Origin of the sequence: Xanthomonas arboricola pv. populi (genome assembly GCF_002939945.1) — a bacterium.
GTDB classification, from domain to species: domain Bacteria; phylum Pseudomonadota; class Gammaproteobacteria; order Xanthomonadales; family Xanthomonadaceae; genus Xanthomonas; species Xanthomonas arboricola_A.
On sequence record NZ_MDEB01000001.1, the window covers coordinates 727,665 to 744,432 of the forward strand.

Here is a 16,768-nt window from a genome sequence, read left to right on the forward strand (position 1 = left end):
GAAGGCGTGGCAGCAGGCGCCTGAGGAAAGGACGATGCTTCGTGTGCACCACTTGGGGGTTTTGCGGCAGCCTGTTCCATCGAAAGCCGTGCACACCCAAGCGTCATGATGGGCACCAGCGCGGTCGCCACGATGCAATGCGTCAGCTTCTTCACGGGCATCCTTGAACGGAGAGGACGAACGCCACGGACTGTGGCCGCATGAGGAGGCTCGGTCAAGTGACTGATCGCAGACGAAAACGGTTCGGCGACACTCTCATTTCGGGACCGAAATAGACGCTGCATCCCGCAAAGACGCCATCTGGTATGGACTCAGCGCGACTGTCCGGGGTGAGCAGCAATTCGGATGGTTCGGAACGTTCAACCAACGCGCTGCGTGCAGCTCCATGTGATCGCCAGCATTGCACAAAGAGGTCGAAGTGGCCTGTGTTAAAGCCAGCCTAGAACATGGATGACCCATAGGCGCTGCCCCGTCCCTTCCTGATTTACCGCACCAGTCATCCGACAACGACTTCGCCTGAGCGACGGCCGATCACGACCATCTCGTACCACCTGCCCATTGACCGTACTGGGCAGCGGCAAGCGCACCTCGATTAGCGAGCAGGTGCGCGCACGCCATCGAAAGCCCTCTGCCCGCTCGCACCTTGCCTACTCGCGCCCTGCCTATCCGCGCAGCGCCGCCCGAATCCCCTCCCCCGCCAACCGCGCACTCGCCAACAGACGCTCTAGGCTCTGCCCATGCCGGGCGCTGGCGGACAGCCCGGCCATGGTGGTGCTCACGAAGTCCGCCAGCCGGTCGGCGTCGTGCGGGCACTGCTGGGCGATGTGGGAGCGGATCAACTCCTGGGCGGCGACATGAAAACCGCAGGCCGCCTCGCGCGCCTGCGCGTCGTTGCTGCGCGTGCCCTCCAGCACCAGGCAGCCGGTGGCGGCGGGGTCTGCGGCGTAGCAGCGGGCGGCCTGCTCCAGCACGTCGGCCAGGGCGTCGGCCAGCGGGCGGGCGGTGTCCAGGATCTGTGGCAGCGGGATGGCCCCGGTCTGCGCGTAGCGGTCGAGGATGCGCGCATACAGGCCAGCCTTGCTGCCGAAGGCGGCGTAGAAACTGGGCGGGTTGATGCCCAGCGCCTGGGTGAGGTCGGCCACGCTCAATGCGTCGTAGCCGCGCGCATGGAACAGCTGCTGCGCGGTGGCGACCGCTTGATCCGGGTCGAATGCGCGCGGCCGGCCGCGCGCCCGGGAGGTTTCTGTAGTCATTGTTACAAAATCCTTGACGGCAGGCGAAATCTATTATGTATTGCTCGCTACATTAATTGCGAGGTGATGCATGTCAGCGTTCAAAGACAAGTCGGTGTTGGTGCTCGGTGGCAGCCGGGGGATTGGGGCCGCCATCGTGCGGCGCTTCGTGGCCGAGGGCGCACGGGTGACGTTTACCTATGCCGGTTCTGCCGACGCGGCGCAGCGCCTGGCCGGTGACACCGGCAGCACTGCGGTGCTGGCCGACAGCGCCGACCGTGATGCGGTCATCGCCACGGTGCGCCGCAGCGGGCCGCTGGATGTGCTGGTGGTCAACTCCGGCATCGCCTTGTTCGGCGACGCCCTGGAACAGGATCCGGACGCAGTGGACCGGCTGTTCCGCATCAACGTGCACGCGCCCTACCACGCCGCCGTGGAGGCAGCGCGGCAGATGCCGTCCGGCGGGCGGATCATCGTGATCGGCTCGGTCAACGGCGACCGCATGCCGCTGCCCGGCATGGCGTCCTACGCGCTGAGCAAATCCGCGTTGCAAGGGCTGGCGCGCGGGCTGGCCCGCGACTTCGGGCCGCGTGGCATCACCATCAACGTGGTGCAACCGGGCCCGATCGATACCGACGCCAACCCGGAAAACGGGCCGATGAAAGACCTGATGCACAGCTTCATGGCGATCAAGCGCCACGGCCGCGCCGACGAAGTGGCCGGCATGGTGGCCTGGCTGGCTGGCCCGGAAGCAGGCTTTGTCACCGGGGCGATGCATACGATCGATGGTGCGTTTGGGGCGTGACGCGGCGACGCTGCGTTGATGGCACTGCGGCTCGACACGTGCGACCGATGGCGGCAAACGCCCTCCGTCAACACACATGGCGAGCTGACGTTGCACCGCCAGCGTCTTGATTCACCGGCATCTCCTGCCGGCAGCGCGTGATCGCATTCCCATGTCATGCGGCGCATGGCACGGGTCATCGCAGGCTTGGTCCTTGCTGTCGCGCTCATCCCAGGTTGCCTATAGTTGCGGCGAACCCTGCAATGGATTGACCAATGCGCATGATGTCATCCGGCCGGTGCCTGGCCCTTGCACTCGCCGTTGCTGTGACCGGCAGTGCTTGTGCACGGACGCCATCACCCGAACAGAAAAGGACTTCCCCCATGCCAGACAACGTCACCACAGGCCGCACCATCAACGGGCACACCTATTCGGACGCTCCGGTTGACGTGAAGCTGGGGCCGAACACCTTCCGCATCCCCGCCAACTACCTGGACAGCCAGATCGCGCCATGGCCGGGCGAAGGCGTCACGCTGGTCATCGAGTGGCCAGACATGACCCCCACCCCGCCCGGGGCACGGGCCAACCCGCGTACGAATGATTTCCGCAAGGAAATTTCCGTGTCGATCGACTACATCGACCGTGTTCCCATTGAGGTATTGCTTGAGCGTTTCTCGTCAAACGATAGGCGTACAGAGGCAGACTCAGTTGAGCGGGGCAATCCTGTCGCCCGGCTCGATCTCCGCATCGCACAGCCTGAAGCATTCGGATTAACGCCCTATGCCATTGATGAGGAGAAGATGGCGGCATATGTAAAAGCGTATGAAGCCCACCACGGCGAGCCTCCGACGCGCAACCCTGCGTTTGAAGACGACTGGTACGTCGCGCGCGACTCCAGCGGCAATTTGACCACGTTCATCAAGTGCGACAGCAAAAAATTTCGAGCAGATGGCGTTCGGCTGGAGGGATCTGAAGTGGTCCATGAAAAAGGTGCCGTTGCTGCAAGTTGCGTCCACTACTTCTCTGACATCGAAAACAAACTTTCCATCAGTCTCAACTACAAGCGTGCATTCCTGAAGGACTGGAAGCGCATGGAAGATGCGGTGAGGAACGTATTAACCCGCACTAAAATTCAGTGATTAGCGTATTTACAGGGAGTAGCCGGTGAGCGGACTGAGTGAGCAGGATCTGGAAATTCTTTCCAACTATGCGAATAAAGGCAATCGCGAGCTATATTGGAACTATCTCTCGCAGCTTGATGGAGCAGACGGCTATGGGACGCTGGCATTAGGCGTAGTGCGCAACGACAGCTTGCCAGGGCAAGTGGCTAACAATTACGCGCAAGACTATGCCAGGACACAGCACGATACTGGCTCTCGTTTTGCCAATGCTGAATTGAGCGAACGCCAGTGGGAAGAGTTCGGGCAAACGCTGCTCAAGAAGGATTTTGAGCTTCGACAAGCTTGGTTCGACAAAGAGCGTCCGGATATGGCACTGAACCTTCCCGGCAAGGACGTCATGCGAGCACACGACCAAGCCTTCCTGGACCATGAGCTCGACCCCAACTGCTGGACCCCACGCGTCCTCCTGCAAGCGGCCCTGGAAAAAAGCGGCCCCCAGAAGCTGGAACAAATCTGGACCAACATGCTCGACAACGCGTACGTCGGCGCCACTCGCATCAGCAACACCGGCTACGAGACCTTTGCGCAGATGGGACTGGCGGCCGGCAGCCAGTACCTGGCCAAGCTCGGCACCACCGAGGCGATCCAGATGCTGGAAGGCCGCTCCGCCGTCGACCCGAATGTGATCGGCAGCAACAGCTTCTATGCGATGTACTTCGAGAAAGAACAGAAGTGGGTGAACGTCAGCGCAGGCGGCGGGCATCTGTCCATGCGCGAAGAGACCAATGCCGGCCGTATCGCCGAACTCGACGATGCCCGCGCCGTGCGTCTGGAACGGCAGCAGAAAGCCACGCAGTTCCACGAAGACGACCCGTACCGCTCCATCACCCGCAGCCCGTTCACGGCATCGGCCGATGGTATGCCCGAGCGGACGCAGGCGCCTACCAAACTCGCCGAGATCGGCCCTGATCACCGGGACTACGCATTACTGCAGCAGGTGCGCGCGGGCGTGAACGCGATCGATGCGCACGCCGGGCGCACACCGGACGAGAACAGCGAGCGCCTCATCGCCAGCGTGATGACCCTCGCCCGCCAGAACAATCTGGACCGGGCCGACCACGTGGTGCTGAGCCGACAGACTGCCGACAGCCCGGCCGGCCGCACCGTGTTTGTGGTGCAGGGCGAGTTGAACAACCCGGCGCACCTGCGCGCCCACATGCCGACCGACGTGGCCGTGCAGACGCCGGTGGAACAATCGCTGCAGCAACTGGAAGTCGCTAGCGCCGATCGCCAGCAGGCCTTGGCGCAGGGCCAGCAGCAGGAGACGGACAACCGGCAGCGTGAGAGTGCGTCGATGCGCATGGGATAAGGCAGCGCTGCTCAGAGCACCTACCTGTCTACTTCCGGCCGATCTCGATGCATGACGCGCGGCACTGGCCCTACCGTAGCCGGCCAGTGCAGGTCTGCGCGCATCCACGACAACGCAGCGTGCCCCACGATGACAAAGCACCGGCGTAACCGCGCCAGCTGCGCCCCGGCGCCGCTGGAACTCATGGCAAATCAGCAACCCTCAAACGCCAACGGCCCGGACAAGCCGGGCCGTTGGACGATGCCGCGTCGGCGTCAGCCGATCAGGCGAACGGGTCCTGCAGCACCATCGTGTGGTCGCGATCCGGACCGGTGGAGACGATCGAGATCGGGCAGCCGGCCAGTTCTTCCAGCGCGCGCAGGTAGGCACGTGCGGCCACTGGCAGCTTGTCCCACTCGGTGATGCCGTGGGTGTTCTCGGTCCAGCCCGGGAACTCCAGATACACCGGGGTGCACTCTTCCCAGCCCTGCGCGTCCAGCGGAGCGTATTCGGTGCGCTTGCCGCGGTATTCGTAGGCGATGCAGACCTTGAGCTTTTCCATGCCGTCGAGCACGTCGAGCTTGGTGATGCACAGGCCGGAGATGCCGTTGATGGCCACCGCACGCTTGAGCGCGACGATGTCCATCCAGCCGCAGCGACGCGGGCGGCCGGTGGAGGCGCCGTACTCGGCGCCGCGGTCGCGGATGCCCTGGCCCACTGCGTCGTCCAGCTCGGTCGGGAACGGGCCGCCACCCACGCGCGTGGCGTAGGCCTTGGCGATGCCCAGCACGTAGTCGATGGCGTCAGCGCCCACGCCGGTGCCGGCCAGTGCGCCGCCGACGGTGGTGTTGGAGCTGGTGACGTAGGGATAGGTGCCGTGGTCGATATCCAGCAGCGCGCCCTGCGCGCCTTCGAACAGCACGCGCTTCCCTTGCTTGCGCAGGTCATGCAGGATGCCGGCCACGTCCGACTTCATCGGCTGGACGTACTCGCCGAAGGCCAGTGCTTCGTCGAAGGTCTTCTGGAAGTCCACCGCTTCCACGCCCAGATACTTGGTCAGCACGAAGTTGTGGTAATCCAGCGCGGTGCGCAGCAGTTCTTCCAGCTGCGGCGGGTAGTGCAGGTCGGCGATGCGGATACCGCGGCGGGCGACCTTGTCTTCGTACGCCGGGCCGATACCGCGGCCGGTGGTGCCGATGGCCTTGCCGCCGGCGGCCTTCTCGCGCGCCTGGTCCAGGGCGATGTGGTACGGCATGATCAACGGCGCGGCCGGGGAGATCTTCAGGCGCGAGCGCACTTCCACGCCGGCACCTTCCAGTTCGCTGATTTCCTTGATCAGCGCGGCCGGGGAGATCACCACACCATTGCCGATCAGGCACAGCGCGTCGTCGCGCAGGATGCCGGACGGAATCAGGTGCAAGACGGTCTTCTTGCCATTGATGACGAGCGTGTGGCCGGCATTGTGGCCACCCTGGAAGCGGACGACCGCACCGATCTCTTCGGTAAGCAGATCGACGATCTTGCCCTTGCCTTCATCGCCCCACTGGGCACCGAGCACGACAACTGACTGACCCATGACGGGTGAACTCCTGAGTTTTGCTGCGGCCATCGGGGCCGCGGGATGGGACCGGTTCACGGCTGACGGCGCCACCCGGCGCGCGGCTCCATCGGGGAGCGTTGCAGCGGCGCGTAAAGCCCTGACACGGAAAAAGCCGAACGAGGTGCCCTGTGTGAGCGTGCCCGGCCGGCTTTTGTGCATTATCCGGGTTTCCGGTGACATGCACTACCCCCGGCGAACGGCGGATCGGGGGGCTGGTCGGATTGCCGCTGGCTATCGGTTGCGCGGTGCTCCGGGCCCTGCCAGTCCCTAGCCTGGGAGTATCCCATGGCAAAAATCCCCCCCCATCGCGGGTCGTAGGAGCGCACCCGGACGCGACTGCTTCACCGGTAACGCCTGTCGCGCCCGGGTGCGCTCCTACGCTGCCCGTTGCGGTCGGAATGGACCACCCACTCAGTGACGCACGATCCACAGCGCGATCGCGCCCAGCACCAGGGTCACACCGCCGATGGCACGCAGTTGGGCCGTGGGCAGGCTGAACAGCTGCTCGACCATGCGCTTCCAGGCGGCGGGCGCGGCGAACAGCAGCAGGCCTTCGATGACGGCGATCAGGCATAACGCGGACAGGAACTCGTGCATCAGCAACACCAGGACAACGAGGGAGCTGCAGTGTGCCCGGTTCGGCACCCCGACACGCCACACCGTAGGAGCGCACCTGGGCGCGACAGGCATTGCCGGTAAAGCGGTCGCGCCCGGGTGCGCTCCTACGCGGCAAGGTGGCGAGCCTCGCAAGATCTGCAGACCGTCCGAAGCACGATCACCGGTTCACGAGAAGCAACCGAATCAACGCCCCCACATGCCGCACCTCGTAGGAGCGCACCTGGGCGCGACGGGCATTGCCGGTAAAGCGGTCGCGCCCGGGTGCGCTCCTACGCGGCTAACAGGGTTGGATGCGCATTACTCACCTCTCAGAGCCAGACTGCGTCCCAGAATGGGTAATCACCCACGCGGGTGACCAACCCGGCCCGCAGTGGATTGGCAATGAGGTAGCGCGCGGCTGCGTGCAGGTCGTCGTCTTTGCGCAATGCGTGGTCGTGATAGCTGCGGCTCCAGACCGGTGCGTGATGCTGGCGCTGATCGTTTACCGCGCGCGCTGCACACGCTTTCATGCGAGAGACGGCGTCGGCCAACGCGGTGGTGCGTCCGAGCTGCAACAGCCAATGCACATGATCCGGCATCAATACCCAGGCCAGCAGCCTGGCATCGGAGGGCGTTGCTGCGATGAATGCCCGGCAGGCGGTTGCTGCAAGCAGAAAATCTGCGAACACGGCGCGACGCTGCCATGTCGTGGTGGTCAGCAGGTAAACGCTGTTGGGGGCGCAATGCCTGCCACGGCGCAGCGCGCGATGCCCTGGAGAATGGATGTTGGTCATGGCTCGATGCTGACGGCCTTGGACAAGGCGTGATATCGGCGGTTGGGGTGTTTTGCGCTCGGGAATTTCCTTGGCACCTGGGTATTGAAGACCAATAGCCAGGTATGTCGGGAAGGCCGGTCGCGCCCGGGTGCGCTCCTACCGGGCCGAGTCTGGTCAACAAGACGGGAGAGGCGCGCCAGGCATCTGCTGATTCCAGACATGACCATCAGCATCGCGGTCCACGAAAGGCCATGCGCCCGACCCATCAGCCCACACGCACCACGCGTAGGCGCGCACCTGGGCGCGACGGGCATTGCCGGTAAAGCGGTCGCGCCCGGGTGCGCTCCTACGGGTGTGGCGCGCGCATGCCTGCTCGGCAGTGAGAAGCACATACGGCAACGCCCGCATTACGCGGGCGTTGTCGCCTCAAAGCAGCGCGATCAACGATCGCTTTTGAGGTATTGCAGGAACGGATCGTTCTTGTCCAGCACCACCACGCCGTTGCCGTCGGTCATGGAGCCGCGGTACGCCTCCAGGCTGCGATAGAACGCGTAGAAAGAAGGATCCTTGGAACCGGCCTGGCCGTAGATGCGGGCGGCGTCGGCATCGCCTTCGCCGCGCAGCTTCTGCGCATCGCGCTCGGCGTCGGCCACGATCACGGTGGACTCGCGGTCGGCCTGGGCGCGGATGGTCAGGGCCTGCTCTTCGCCTTCGGCACGCAGCTTGCTGGCTTCCTGCTTGCGCTGGGCGCGCATGCGCTCGTAGACGTCGGTGATCACCTGGCTGTCGGTCGGCAGGTCGATCTGCTTGATGCGCAGGTCGGTGATCTGCATCCCTAAGCCCTTGATGGCGCCGTTGATGCCCTTGAGCTGGTTGGCGATCAATTCGCTGCGGTCGCCGGAGACCAGCTGCTGCAGGGTGCGCGAGTTGATCTGGTTACGCAGCGAGTCGGTGATGATCGGGGCCAGGCGCGAATTGGCGACGGACTCCTCACCACCGGTGGCGCGATAGAACGCCCGCACATCGGAGATGTAGCCGATGGCGAAGAAGTCCACGCTCACGTCTTTCTGCTCGGCGGTGAAGTAACGCGCCGGGGCGGTGTCCAGCACCTGGAAGCGGCGGTCGAACACGCGCACCGATTCCACCACCGGGATCTTGAAGTGCAACCCGGGCTTGAGGTCGGCACGCACCACACGGCCCAGGTTGAGCACCATGGCGGTCTGGTCCTCGCGCACCACGAACACCGAGCCCATCAGGGTCAGCAACACGGCGACGATCAGGCCGATGACTAGCGAATTCTTCATTATTCGGTTCCCTCGCGGCCGGTCGGGCGCGGGCCGCGCTCCGGATTGCGGATGCTCTCGCTGCCGCCACTGGTTTGCGGCGGATTCAACAGCACATCCTGCGGCACCATCGACGGCATACCACTGTTGCCCGCAGCGCCGCTATTGCCTGCGGACTTGCTGGCGTCGGCCGGCAACGGCACATAGATGACCTGGCGGCCATCGCTGCCGATCACCTTGCGGTTCTCCGACAGCACCTTCTGCACGGTTTCCAGCCACAGGCGCTTGCGCGTGACCTCGGGGGCGTTGGCGTACTGCTCCTGCAACAGCGTGAAGCGATCGGCGTCGCCCTCGGCCTTGGAGATCACCGCCTGCTTGTAGCCTTCGGCGCCGGTCCGGGTGCGCGCACCCTGGCCGCGCGCCTCGGGCACCACCTTGGCGGCGTAGGCCTGGGCTTCGTTGATCAGGCGCTCGCGCACCTGCTGGGCGCCGTTGACCTCGTCGAAGGCCGGCTTCACTTCTTCCGGCGGACGCGCGTCCGGCAGGGTCACGCCGGTGACGGACAGACCCGTGTTGTAGGCATCCAGTGCCGCCTGCAGGCGGTCCTTGGAGGCGATGGCCAGCGGGCCGCGGTTGTTGAGCACGGTATTGAGGTCGGAACGACCCACCTGCTCACGTACGGCGCTTTGCGCGGCCTGCTCCAGCACCAGATCGGCATTGCGCGAACCGAACAGGTACTGGCGCGGGTCGCTGATCTGGTACTGCACGTTGAGCGAGACGTTGACGATGTTCTCGTCGCGGGTCAGCACCGGCACCTGGTTGCTGAAGGTCTTGATCTCGGTGGCGTTGACCTTGCGCACCGACTCGACCGGCCAGGGCAGCTTGAAGTTCGGGCCGGGCTGCAGGATGCGCGAGAACTGGCCGAAGCGCAGCACCACGCCACGCTGCTGCTCGCCGATGAGCTGGAAGCTGGAGAACAGCACCATCGCCACCACCGCGACCAGAATCCAGCGCCCCACGCCACCATCGAACAGCTCCTTCAACGGGGCGGGCAGATTGCCCCAACCACCACCGTTGCCACCACCGCGCGGGCCCCAGGATCTGCGACGGTTGGGGTCCGGGCCGTCTCCGCCCTTGTTGCCGGGTGTGTTCCAGGCCATGCACGCTCCATGATCGAGGGGCTGTGCGGGCCAGTCCCGCAGTGCCGCCGTGTTGTGTGATTCGATGATTCTACTAGATGGGGCAGACCGACCGTTTTGAAAGGCCCCAATTGGCGCATCCCGGTTTAGCCGCTGGGGTGGATCGAGCCGATGGCCGGGCGCGGACCGGTCGGTGGCACGGAGTCGACGCGATGTTGCGGGCCGGAGAGGGGCACGCGTCCTGGCCTTGGCTTGTTGGCGAGCAGCCAAGCGATACAGCCGGACCTGCAGATCAACCTGCCGGCCGCGGCGATCGTGCGGGATGCTGCCGATGGCATGCGAACCCCTCCCCCCAGATGGTCGTGCAGCGGGTTGTGGCATCCGCGCCGGGCGGCGCATCGCACTGGCTACTGACTAGCGCGGTGGGACATGGTCCCTACGCATGCCTTCGTCGGTCGCACCGGCTGCGGTCACGCGCCCGGCTTATTGCACTGCAGAGCGAAACCGCCCCCCGGCCATACCTCACCGACGCACTTATACGGTCGGCGGTTCGTCTTTCTGGTTGAACACGCGCTCCATCACTTCCAGCAACTCGTCTTCGGAGAACGGCTTGGTGATGTAGGCGCGCGCGCCCTGGCGCATGCCCCACATGCGATCGGTGTCCTGGTCCTTGGTGGTCACCAGGATCACCGGGATGTGCCGGGTGGTCGGCTCGCGCTTGAGCGTGCGCGTTGCCTGGAAGCCGTTGAGGTTGGGCATCACCACATCCATCAGCACCAGGTCCGGCAGCGATGACTTGGCCGCTTCCACGCCGGCAGCACCATCGGTTGCGGTGATGGTGTCGTGCCCCAGCTTCTCGACGATGCGCTGAATCCCGAGCAGCTGCGACGGCGAGTCGTCGACGATCAGAATGCGTGCCATGCGTTTCCCCTAGTGTGCGCGGCGAGTGTAGTGCGCCGGCCGCGCTTTCGGTAGCTGGGCCAGGCTGTGCGCCCGGCGATGCTGTTGCGATGCGTGATCCGGTGGCACGTTGCTGGTGTCGTGTGCAACGCGTACTACGTTGAACAGGGAGCAGCTGGATTCAACAACGTCGCAGAAGGCCGTTCGCTCATGCATCGCGTGCCCTGACCTCAATCCTTCACCCACAGGCGAGGCGATTGGTCCCTTCTCCCATCGGGAGAAGCTGGCGCATAGCGCCGGATGAGGGTACGACGGCGCTTCAACCTCGCAGATCGGCGTTAACTGGCGCACCGCCCGCCCGCCGAGCCCTCACCCCATCCTGCGCGTCGCCCCACGCGGCCTACACCGATTCGCCGAACGCCTTGGCCAGATTGCGGTAGGCCTTCTTCTGGGCATCGTCGGTGGGGGCCGGGGCCAGGATTTCCAGCTCCACGATCTGGTCGCCCGGGGTCGCGCCCGGCAGGCCGCGGCCGCGCAGGCGCAGCTTGCGCCCGGCATCCGAGTCGGCCGGCACCTTCAACTCCACCGACCCGCCCAGGGTCGGCACGCTGATGGTGGTGCCCAGTGCCGCCTGCCAGGGCATGACCTGCAGGGTGTACAGGATGTTGCGCCCGTCCACCTCGAATTGCGGGTGCGCGGCGTATTCGATCTCCAGCAGCAGGTTGCCGCCGCCGTTGCCCTGCCCGCTCAGGCGGATCACCTGACCGGGCTGCACGCCCTTGGGCACGCGCACATCCAGCTGCTTGCCGTTGATGGTGATGCGCACGCTATCGCCTGCATGCACCGCTTCCAACGGCACCGCCAGCTTGGCGCGGGTGTCGCCGCGCGCCTGCGGACCCGCGCCTGCACCAGGACCGGCGCCCGGGCCGCGCGGACGGCCGCCGCGCTGGCCGGCGAACAGGCTTTCGAAGAAATCGCTGAAGCCGCCACCGGCGCCGCCGTTGCCGAACACTTCCTCGTAGTCGTAGCCCTGCCCGCCGCCGTAGCTGGGCGGGGCCTGGAACTCGTCGCCCGGGCGGAAGCCCTGCGCCTTGAGCTGGTCGTAGGCCTTGCGCTTGGCCGGGTCGCGCAGCGCCTCGTACGCTTCGTTGATCGCCTTGAACTTGTCTTCGGCGCCGGCCTCCTTGCTGACGTCGGGGTGGTACTTGCGCGCCAGCCGGCGGTAGGCGGTCTTGATCTCCGCATCGCCCGCGCTGGGCTCCACGCCCAGCGTTGCGTAGTAATCCTTGAATTCCATCTAATCACCTCTGAAAAAAACGGCCCGCAGCCGAGGCCACGAGCCAGTCATATTGCAGCCGGGCGGGCAACCGCACCTATTCTACGGTGCGGTTGCCACCGGGAAGCGAAGCACGCCGCTCCGCTCCAGGTTTTGCTGCCTTACTGCACCGTATTGCCGGCGGGGTCCTGGCCGTTGCCGACCTGGATGCGGCGCGGGGTGGCCGCCGGGCGCTTGGGGATGCGGATTTCCAGCACGCCGTTGTGCCCAGTCGCGGTGATGCCGTCGGGGTCGGCACTGTCGGGCAGCGCGAAGCGGCGATGGAAGCTGCCGTAGCGGCGCTCGATGCGCGAGAAACGCTCGGTCTCGGTGCTGGACTCGCTGTTGCGCTCGCCCTTGATCGACAGGATGCCCTTGTCCATCTGCACCTCGATCTGGCCGGGGTCGATGCCCGGCAGGTCGGCGTACAGCACGAAGTGGTTGGCCTCTTCCTTGATGTCCACGCGCGGCACCCACTGCGCGGTCACCACCGCCGATTCGTCGGTGTCGCCGTTGTGCTCGAAGAAACGGTCGAACACATGCTTGATCTCGTTTTGCAGCGCATGGGTGGGCCACTGCGGATAACGAACGATATTCATTGCGAGCCTCCAAAAGGTTGGGTGAGCGGCCGGCTGCCGCGGCGTGCGCCACTGCGCCGGCCATGTGCGTCAGATAGGCGTGCCGGCGTGGATTTCAAGCGCGTTGACGCGCTTTTCCCCTGCCCCTTTCTAGACTTCGTTCAGCCACAGGAGCCCGCCCCATGACCATCCACGTTGGTGACCGCATTCCCGAAGTCGTGCTCAAGCGCCTGCGCGAGGGCATCGAGGCGGTCGACACCCACAGCCTGTTCGCGGGGCGCAAGGTGCTGCTGTTCGCGGTGCCGGGCGCCTTCACCCCGACCTGCTCGGCCAAGCACCTGCCAGGCTATGTGGAGCACTTCGACGCATTCCGCAAACGCGGCATCGAGGTGCTGTGCACCGCGGTCAACGACCCGTTCGTGATGCAGGCCTGGGGCCGCAGCCAGCTGATCCCCGACGGCCTGCACCTGCTGCCCGACGGCAACGCCGAACTGGCCCGCGCACTGGGCCTGGAGATCGACGCCAGCGGCTCGGGCATGGGCCTGCGCTCGCGCCGCTACGCGCTGTATGCCGACGACGCCGTGGTCAAGGCCTTGTTTGTCGAAGAACCCGGCGAATTCAAGGTGTCCGCCGCCGATTACGTGCTGCAGCACCTGCCAGATTGATGCATTGATTCCCCCCAACCACTCAGAAGGAAAACGGCCAGCCATGTCTACCCAGCCAGCCAAGCAACTCCCCGACGGCATCACCGATACCGCCACCTTGCGCAGCCGCGCACGCCAGAGCATCGAAGACGGTGCCATCACCGAGAGCTACCACGCCGACCGCGAGGCGGTGATCGATCTGCTCAACACCGCATTGGCCACCGAATACGTGTGCACCCTGCGCTACTACCGCCACTATTTCATGGCCAAGGGCATGCTTGCCGACGCGGTCAAGGGCGAGTTCCTGGAGCATGCGCAGCAGGAGCAGGAACACGCGCACAAGCTTGCCGAGCGCATCGTGCAACTGGGCGGCGAACCGGACCTCAACCCGGACACGCTGACCAAGCGCTCGCATGCCGAATACAAGGAAGGCACCGACCTGCGCGACATGGTCAGGGAGAACCTGATTGCCGAACGCATCGCCATCGACAGCTACCGCGAGATGATCGACTTCATCGGCGACAAGGACACCACCACCAAGCGCATCCTGGAAAGCATCCTGGCCCAGGAAGAAGAGCATGCCGACGAGTTCGCCGACATGCTGGAAGGCTGGATCGGCGAGTGAGCTGAGTTTTGCAATATAGCGATGGGTTGCGATCGGTGATCGGAGTCGACATCGACATCCACATCGAAGTTGAAGTCGAAGATGAAGTCGAAGTCGAAGTCGACTCGATGATGAAACAGACAGGGCGCCTCGAGCGCCCTGTCTGTTTTCTGTGCCGCTGGATGGTGCATGTGCGGTTGCGTCCGACCAGATTTCGCCGCGCCGCCGCCCGTAGGAGCGCACCCGGGCGCGATGGGGCGTTACAGAGAATGCCTTATCGCGCCCAGGTGCGCTCCTACGGGTGTGTGCACGCTGACCGGGCGCAGTACGTGCCCGGTCAGCGCAATACGCGAAAGCGCAGCTGTGTCCAGGCACCGTCGCTGGCCATTGCGGTGAGCGTATGCGTGCCGACCTCGGCGAAATCGCGCTGAAATCCCTGGCGTCCGTTGGTCTGTGCGATCCAGCGGCCGTCCAGCAGCCAGTCGATACGCGCGTCGCTGCCCAGGGCACGCAGGTGCAGGCGCACCGGGCGCGAGGTGGCGTTGGCGCGCGCCAGCGTGGCGCGGTCGCTCAGCCCATCGATACGCAGCACACCGCCGCCGGTCATGCGCCCATCCGGCAGACAGTCCGCAGCCAGCGGCGGCAATTGCGCGGCATTGCGCTCAGCGGCGCTGAGCCAGGGCGAAACCAATGCCGGCCAGCGTGCCACTGCCTGCGGCACGCGTGCATGCGGCTGGCTGCACTCCTGCGACAACCGCTGCCCACTACGCGCATCCACATCGAAATGCAGCTGCCCGCTTTGCCATAGCCGCGCATCGCGCTCGGCAAAGGTGGGCGGTACTGCCCCATCGAGCACGTAGGCGTCGGCGCGGCGTGCGCATTGCGCCGGTGGTGTCTGATCGGCCGCGCCGCCGAGTGGCCAGCAGATGGCAAGCGCCTGCACAGTGGTCGGCATCGGCACCGGCGCGCTGTCGCCAGCGCTGCGGGGCAAGGTGTCGATGACTTCGAACATCAACGGCAACGCGGTGACGGCGCCGTACTGGCCGGGCAGCGGCGTGCCGTCCGGCCGCCCCACCCACACCCCCACCGTGTAACGGCGCGTGCCGCCGATCGCCCACGCATCGCGGTAGCCGTAGCTGGTGCCGGTCTTCCAGGCCACGCCCGGGCGCGCGGCGGTGTCGAAGGTCACGCCGCCATACCCCGGGCGCGGATTGCTCTGCAGGATCTCGCGCACGATCCAGGCCGCACCCGGCGACATCAGCCGGCGCTCGATACGCGGATCGGCCGGTGTGTAGCGCACGCGCCCGGCGATGCCACCGCGATTGAGCGCTGCAAATGCACCGACCAACTCCTGCAATTGCGCGCCGGTACCGCCCAGTATCAGCGCCAGATTGGGCACGCTGCCGCGCGCAAAGCGCAGCTCGATGCCGGCATTGGACAGCCGCGCGGCAAACCGCGCCGGGCCGATCCGATCGAGCAGGTCCACGGCCGGCACGTTCAACGACAACCGCAACGCCGTCGCCGCGCTCACCGGGCCATTGAAGGCCGCATCGAAATTGCCGGGCCGGTAGCTGCCAAAGCTCTGCGGGGCATCCACCAACAGGCTTTCGGAGTGGATCACCCCATCGTCCAGGGCCATGCCATACAGAAACGGCTTGAGGGTGGAGCCGGGCGAGCGCCAGGCCTGCACCATGTCCACATGCCCCAGCCGTTTGCGATCGCCGAAGCTGGCCGAGCCCACATACGCGCGCGCTTCCATCGTGACGTTGTCCACCACCAGTAAGGCGGCCGAGGTGCGCTCGGGTAGTTGCGAAAAGTACGTCGCGACGCGTTCTTCCAGCGTGCGCTGCAATTCCACATCCAGGGTGGTGACGATGCGTGCCGCGCGCGGTTGCGCGCTATGCAACCTCTGCGCGAGCAGCGCCGCGTGCAACGGCGGTTTGAGCGAGCGCGTCACCACCGGCTCGATCCGCGCATCGTCCACCTGCGCGCGCGACCACACGCCCAGCTCCACCATGCGGTCGAGCACCTTGTCGCGCGCGCGTTGCGCAGCCTCGGGATGGCGATCCGGGCGCAGGCGGCTGGGCGATTGCGGCAATACCGCCAGCAATGCGGCTTCGGCCTGCGACAGAGCCTTGGCCGGCTTGCCCAGGTACGCCCAGCTGGCCGCTTCCACGCCTTCGATGGTGCCGCCGTAGGGCGCGCGCTCCAGGTACAGCGTCAGAATCTCGCGCTTGCTCAGGTGCGCTTCCAGCTGCAGCGCGCGCAACAACTGCTTGGCCTTACCCCACGGTGTGCGCGTGTGCGGGTCCAGGATGCGCGCCACCTGCATGGTCAGCGTCGAGCCGCCGGAGACGATGCGCCCCTGCCCGATCCACTGCCCGCCGGCACGCAGCAGGCCCCACGGATTGACCCCGGGATGGCGCCAGAACCAACGGTCCTCATAGTTCAGCAACGCCTGCAGGTACAGCGGCGACACACTCTGCGGGCTGGCCGGATAGCGCCACACCCCATTGCGGTCGGCGAAGGCGCGCAGCGGCGTGCCATCGCGTGCAACCACCAGCGTGGAGGTGTCGCGGGATCTGGGCAGTGGCAGTGGGAAGGCCAGGTCCAACAGCAACACAGCAGACAACAATGCCACGGCGGTCCAACGTAGCCCTGTCAACCAGCGGCGGCTACGCCGAGCCACACCATCCTGGCCAGCGGCGCGCCCCTGCGTCCGGTCGGTCCTTGCCTGCACGTGCTGCTGCTCATCCATCCTGCCAAGGATGCAGGGCAAAACGCATTTCGGCCACTATCGCGCGGCACTCTTCGGCGTTGAGCGATCAACGTTGCCGCGCGCTACTG

15 protein-coding genes are annotated in these 16,768 nt (G+C 65.6%); 5 read left to right on the plus strand and 10 right to left on the minus strand.

Annotated features, from left to right (window positions below; translation table 11 throughout):
* Window positions 1-662 precede the first annotated feature (662 nt).
* The gene (locus tag XaplCFBP3123_RS03400; RefSeq protein ID WP_104532789.1) at window positions 663-1,253 is read right to left on the minus strand and encodes a TetR/AcrR family transcriptional regulator; all 591 of its coding nucleotides are present in this window, start codon (window positions 1,251-1,253) and stop codon (window positions 663-665) included.
* A 70-nt stretch (window positions 1,254-1,323) separates the two neighbouring features.
* Here XaplCFBP3123_RS03400 and bdcA point away from each other — a divergent pair, with 70 nt between their 5' ends.
* The 3 genes from bdcA (at window position 1,324) to XaplCFBP3123_RS03415 (ending at window position 4,506) form a co-directional block, all read left to right on the plus strand.
* Window positions 1,324-2,037: an SDR family oxidoreductase gene (gene bdcA, locus XaplCFBP3123_RS03405; protein ID WP_104532790.1), complete on the plus strand. Its 714-nt coding sequence runs from the start codon at window positions 1,324-1,326 to the stop codon at window positions 2,035-2,037.
* Between the two features lie 254 nt (window positions 2,038-2,291).
* Complete coding sequence (locus tag XaplCFBP3123_RS03410; RefSeq protein ID WP_104532791.1) at window positions 2,292-3,155, plus strand: Smlt3025 familytype IV secretion system inhibitor; 864 nt, start codon at window positions 2,292-2,294, stop codon at window positions 3,153-3,155.
* Window positions 3,156-3,180: 25 nt separating this feature from the next.
* Entirely contained in the window at window positions 3,181-4,506 is a 1,326-nt protein-coding gene (locus XaplCFBP3123_RS03415; RefSeq protein ID WP_172453065.1) for a Smlt3024 family type IV secretion system effector, read from the plus strand.
* A 262-nt stretch (window positions 4,507-4,768) separates the two neighbouring features.
* Here XaplCFBP3123_RS03415 and XaplCFBP3123_RS03420 read toward each other — a convergent pair whose 3' ends face one another.
* The 8 genes from XaplCFBP3123_RS03420 to XaplCFBP3123_RS03455 all read right to left on the minus strand — a co-directional run bounded on the left by XaplCFBP3123_RS03420 (window position 4,769) and on the right by XaplCFBP3123_RS03455 (window position 12,694).
* Window positions 4,769-6,061 carry an adenylosuccinate synthase gene (locus XaplCFBP3123_RS03420; RefSeq protein ID WP_016903917.1) on the minus strand — a complete coding sequence of 431 codons (1,293 nt, stop codon included), beginning with the start codon at window positions 6,059-6,061 and terminating at the stop codon, window positions 4,769-4,771.
* A 435-nt stretch (window positions 6,062-6,496) separates the two neighbouring features.
* Window positions 6,497-6,682 (minus strand): DUF2065 domain-containing protein, encoded by a 186-nt coding sequence (locus XaplCFBP3123_RS03425; RefSeq protein WP_039407247.1) that lies wholly within the window; start codon window positions 6,680-6,682, stop codon window positions 6,497-6,499.
* A gap of 329 nt (window positions 6,683-7,011) precedes the next feature.
* Window positions 7,012-7,476, minus strand: coding sequence for an REP-associated tyrosine transposase (locus tag XaplCFBP3123_RS03430; RefSeq protein ID WP_104532792.1), 465 nt, complete (start codon window positions 7,474-7,476; stop codon window positions 7,012-7,014).
* Window positions 7,477-7,898: 422 nt separating this feature from the next.
* Window positions 7,899-8,762 carry a protease modulator HflC gene (gene hflC / locus XaplCFBP3123_RS03435; protein WP_016903921.1) on the minus strand — a complete coding sequence of 288 codons (864 nt, stop codon included), beginning with the start codon at window positions 8,760-8,762 and terminating at the stop codon, window positions 7,899-7,901.
* Window positions 8,762-9,901 carry an FtsH protease activity modulator HflK gene (gene hflK, locus XaplCFBP3123_RS03440; protein WP_047130417.1) on the minus strand — a complete coding sequence of 380 codons (1,140 nt, stop codon included), beginning with the start codon at window positions 9,899-9,901 and terminating at the stop codon, window positions 8,762-8,764. The genes hflC and hflK overlap by 1 nt, the downstream gene beginning before the upstream one ends.
* Window positions 9,902-10,414: 513 nt before the next feature.
* Window positions 10,415-10,801, minus strand: coding sequence for a twitching motility response regulator PilH (gene pilH, locus XaplCFBP3123_RS03445; protein WP_104532793.1), 387 nt, complete (start codon window positions 10,799-10,801; stop codon window positions 10,415-10,417).
* A 379-nt stretch (window positions 10,802-11,180) separates the two neighbouring features.
* A complete protein-coding gene (locus XaplCFBP3123_RS03450) occupies window positions 11,181-12,077 on the minus strand; it encodes a DnaJ C-terminal domain-containing protein (RefSeq protein ID WP_104532794.1) in 897 nt (298 codons plus the stop codon).
* Between the two features lie 140 nt (window positions 12,078-12,217).
* The gene (locus XaplCFBP3123_RS03455) at window positions 12,218-12,694 is read right to left on the minus strand and encodes an Hsp20/alpha crystallin family protein (protein ID WP_104532795.1); all 477 of its coding nucleotides are present in this window, start codon (window positions 12,692-12,694) and stop codon (window positions 12,218-12,220) included.
* Window positions 12,695-12,855: 161 nt separating this feature from the next.
* Between XaplCFBP3123_RS03455 and XaplCFBP3123_RS03460 the strand changes: the two genes are divergently transcribed.
* Together XaplCFBP3123_RS03460 and XaplCFBP3123_RS03465 are read left to right on the plus strand one after the other, a co-directional pair.
* Window positions 12,856-13,338, plus strand: a complete 483-nt coding sequence (locus XaplCFBP3123_RS03460; RefSeq protein ID WP_016903926.1) for a peroxiredoxin — start codon at window positions 12,856-12,858, stop codon at window positions 13,336-13,338.
* Window positions 13,339-13,381: 43 nt separating this feature from the next.
* A complete protein-coding gene (locus XaplCFBP3123_RS03465; protein WP_104532796.1) occupies window positions 13,382-13,942 on the plus strand; it encodes a ferritin-like domain-containing protein in 561 nt (186 codons plus the stop codon).
* Window positions 13,943-14,258: 316 nt separating this feature from the next.
* Here XaplCFBP3123_RS03465 and pbpC read toward each other — a convergent pair whose 3' ends face one another.
* Complete coding sequence (gene pbpC / locus XaplCFBP3123_RS03470) at window positions 14,259-16,679, minus strand: penicillin-binding protein 1C (protein WP_104532797.1); 2,421 nt, start codon at window positions 16,677-16,679, stop codon at window positions 14,259-14,261.
* Window positions 16,680-16,768 lie beyond the last annotated feature (89 nt).

Excerpts from the sequence above, each read along its gene's own strand:
- XaplCFBP3123_RS03400 (WP_104532789.1), bottom strand. The coding sequence starts at position 1,253 with ATGACTACAGAAACCTCCCGGGCGCGCGGCCGGCCGCGCGCATTCGAC.
- bdcA (WP_104532790.1), top strand. The coding sequence starts at position 1,324 with ATGTCAGCGTTCAAAGACAAGTCGGTGTTGGTGCTCGGTGGCAGCCGG.
- XaplCFBP3123_RS03410 (WP_104532791.1), top strand. The coding sequence starts at position 2,292 with ATGCGCATGATGTCATCCGGCCGGTGCCTGGCCCTTGCACTCGCCGTT.
- XaplCFBP3123_RS03420 (WP_016903917.1), bottom strand. The coding sequence starts at position 6,061 with ATGGGTCAGTCAGTTGTCGTGCTCGGTGCCCAGTGGGGCGATGAAGGC.
- XaplCFBP3123_RS03425 (WP_039407247.1), bottom strand. The coding sequence starts at position 6,682 with ATGCACGAGTTCCTGTCCGCGTTATGCCTGATCGCCGTCATCGAAGGC.
- XaplCFBP3123_RS03430 (WP_104532792.1), bottom strand. The coding sequence starts at position 7,476 with ATGACCAACATCCATTCTCCAGGGCATCGCGCGCTGCGCCGTGGCAGG.
- hflC (WP_016903921.1), bottom strand. The coding sequence starts at position 8,762 with ATGAAGAATTCGCTAGTCATCGGCCTGATCGTCGCCGTGTTGCTGACC.
- hflK (WP_047130417.1), bottom strand. The coding sequence starts at position 9,901 with ATGGCCTGGAACACACCCGGCAACAAGGGCGGAGACGGCCCGGACCCC.
- pilH (WP_104532793.1), bottom strand. The coding sequence starts at position 10,801 with ATGGCACGCATTCTGATCGTCGACGACTCGCCGTCGCAGCTGCTCGGG.
- XaplCFBP3123_RS03450 (WP_104532794.1), bottom strand. The coding sequence starts at position 12,077 with ATGGAATTCAAGGATTACTACGCAACGCTGGGCGTGGAGCCCAGCGCG.
- XaplCFBP3123_RS03455 (WP_104532795.1), bottom strand. The coding sequence starts at position 12,694 with ATGAATATCGTTCGTTATCCGCAGTGGCCCACCCATGCGCTGCAAAAC.
- XaplCFBP3123_RS03460 (WP_016903926.1), top strand. The coding sequence starts at position 12,856 with ATGACCATCCACGTTGGTGACCGCATTCCCGAAGTCGTGCTCAAGCGC.
- XaplCFBP3123_RS03465 (WP_104532796.1), top strand. The coding sequence starts at position 13,382 with ATGTCTACCCAGCCAGCCAAGCAACTCCCCGACGGCATCACCGATACC.
- pbpC (WP_104532797.1), bottom strand. The coding sequence starts at position 16,679 with ATGGATGAGCAGCAGCACGTGCAGGCAAGGACCGACCGGACGCAGGGG.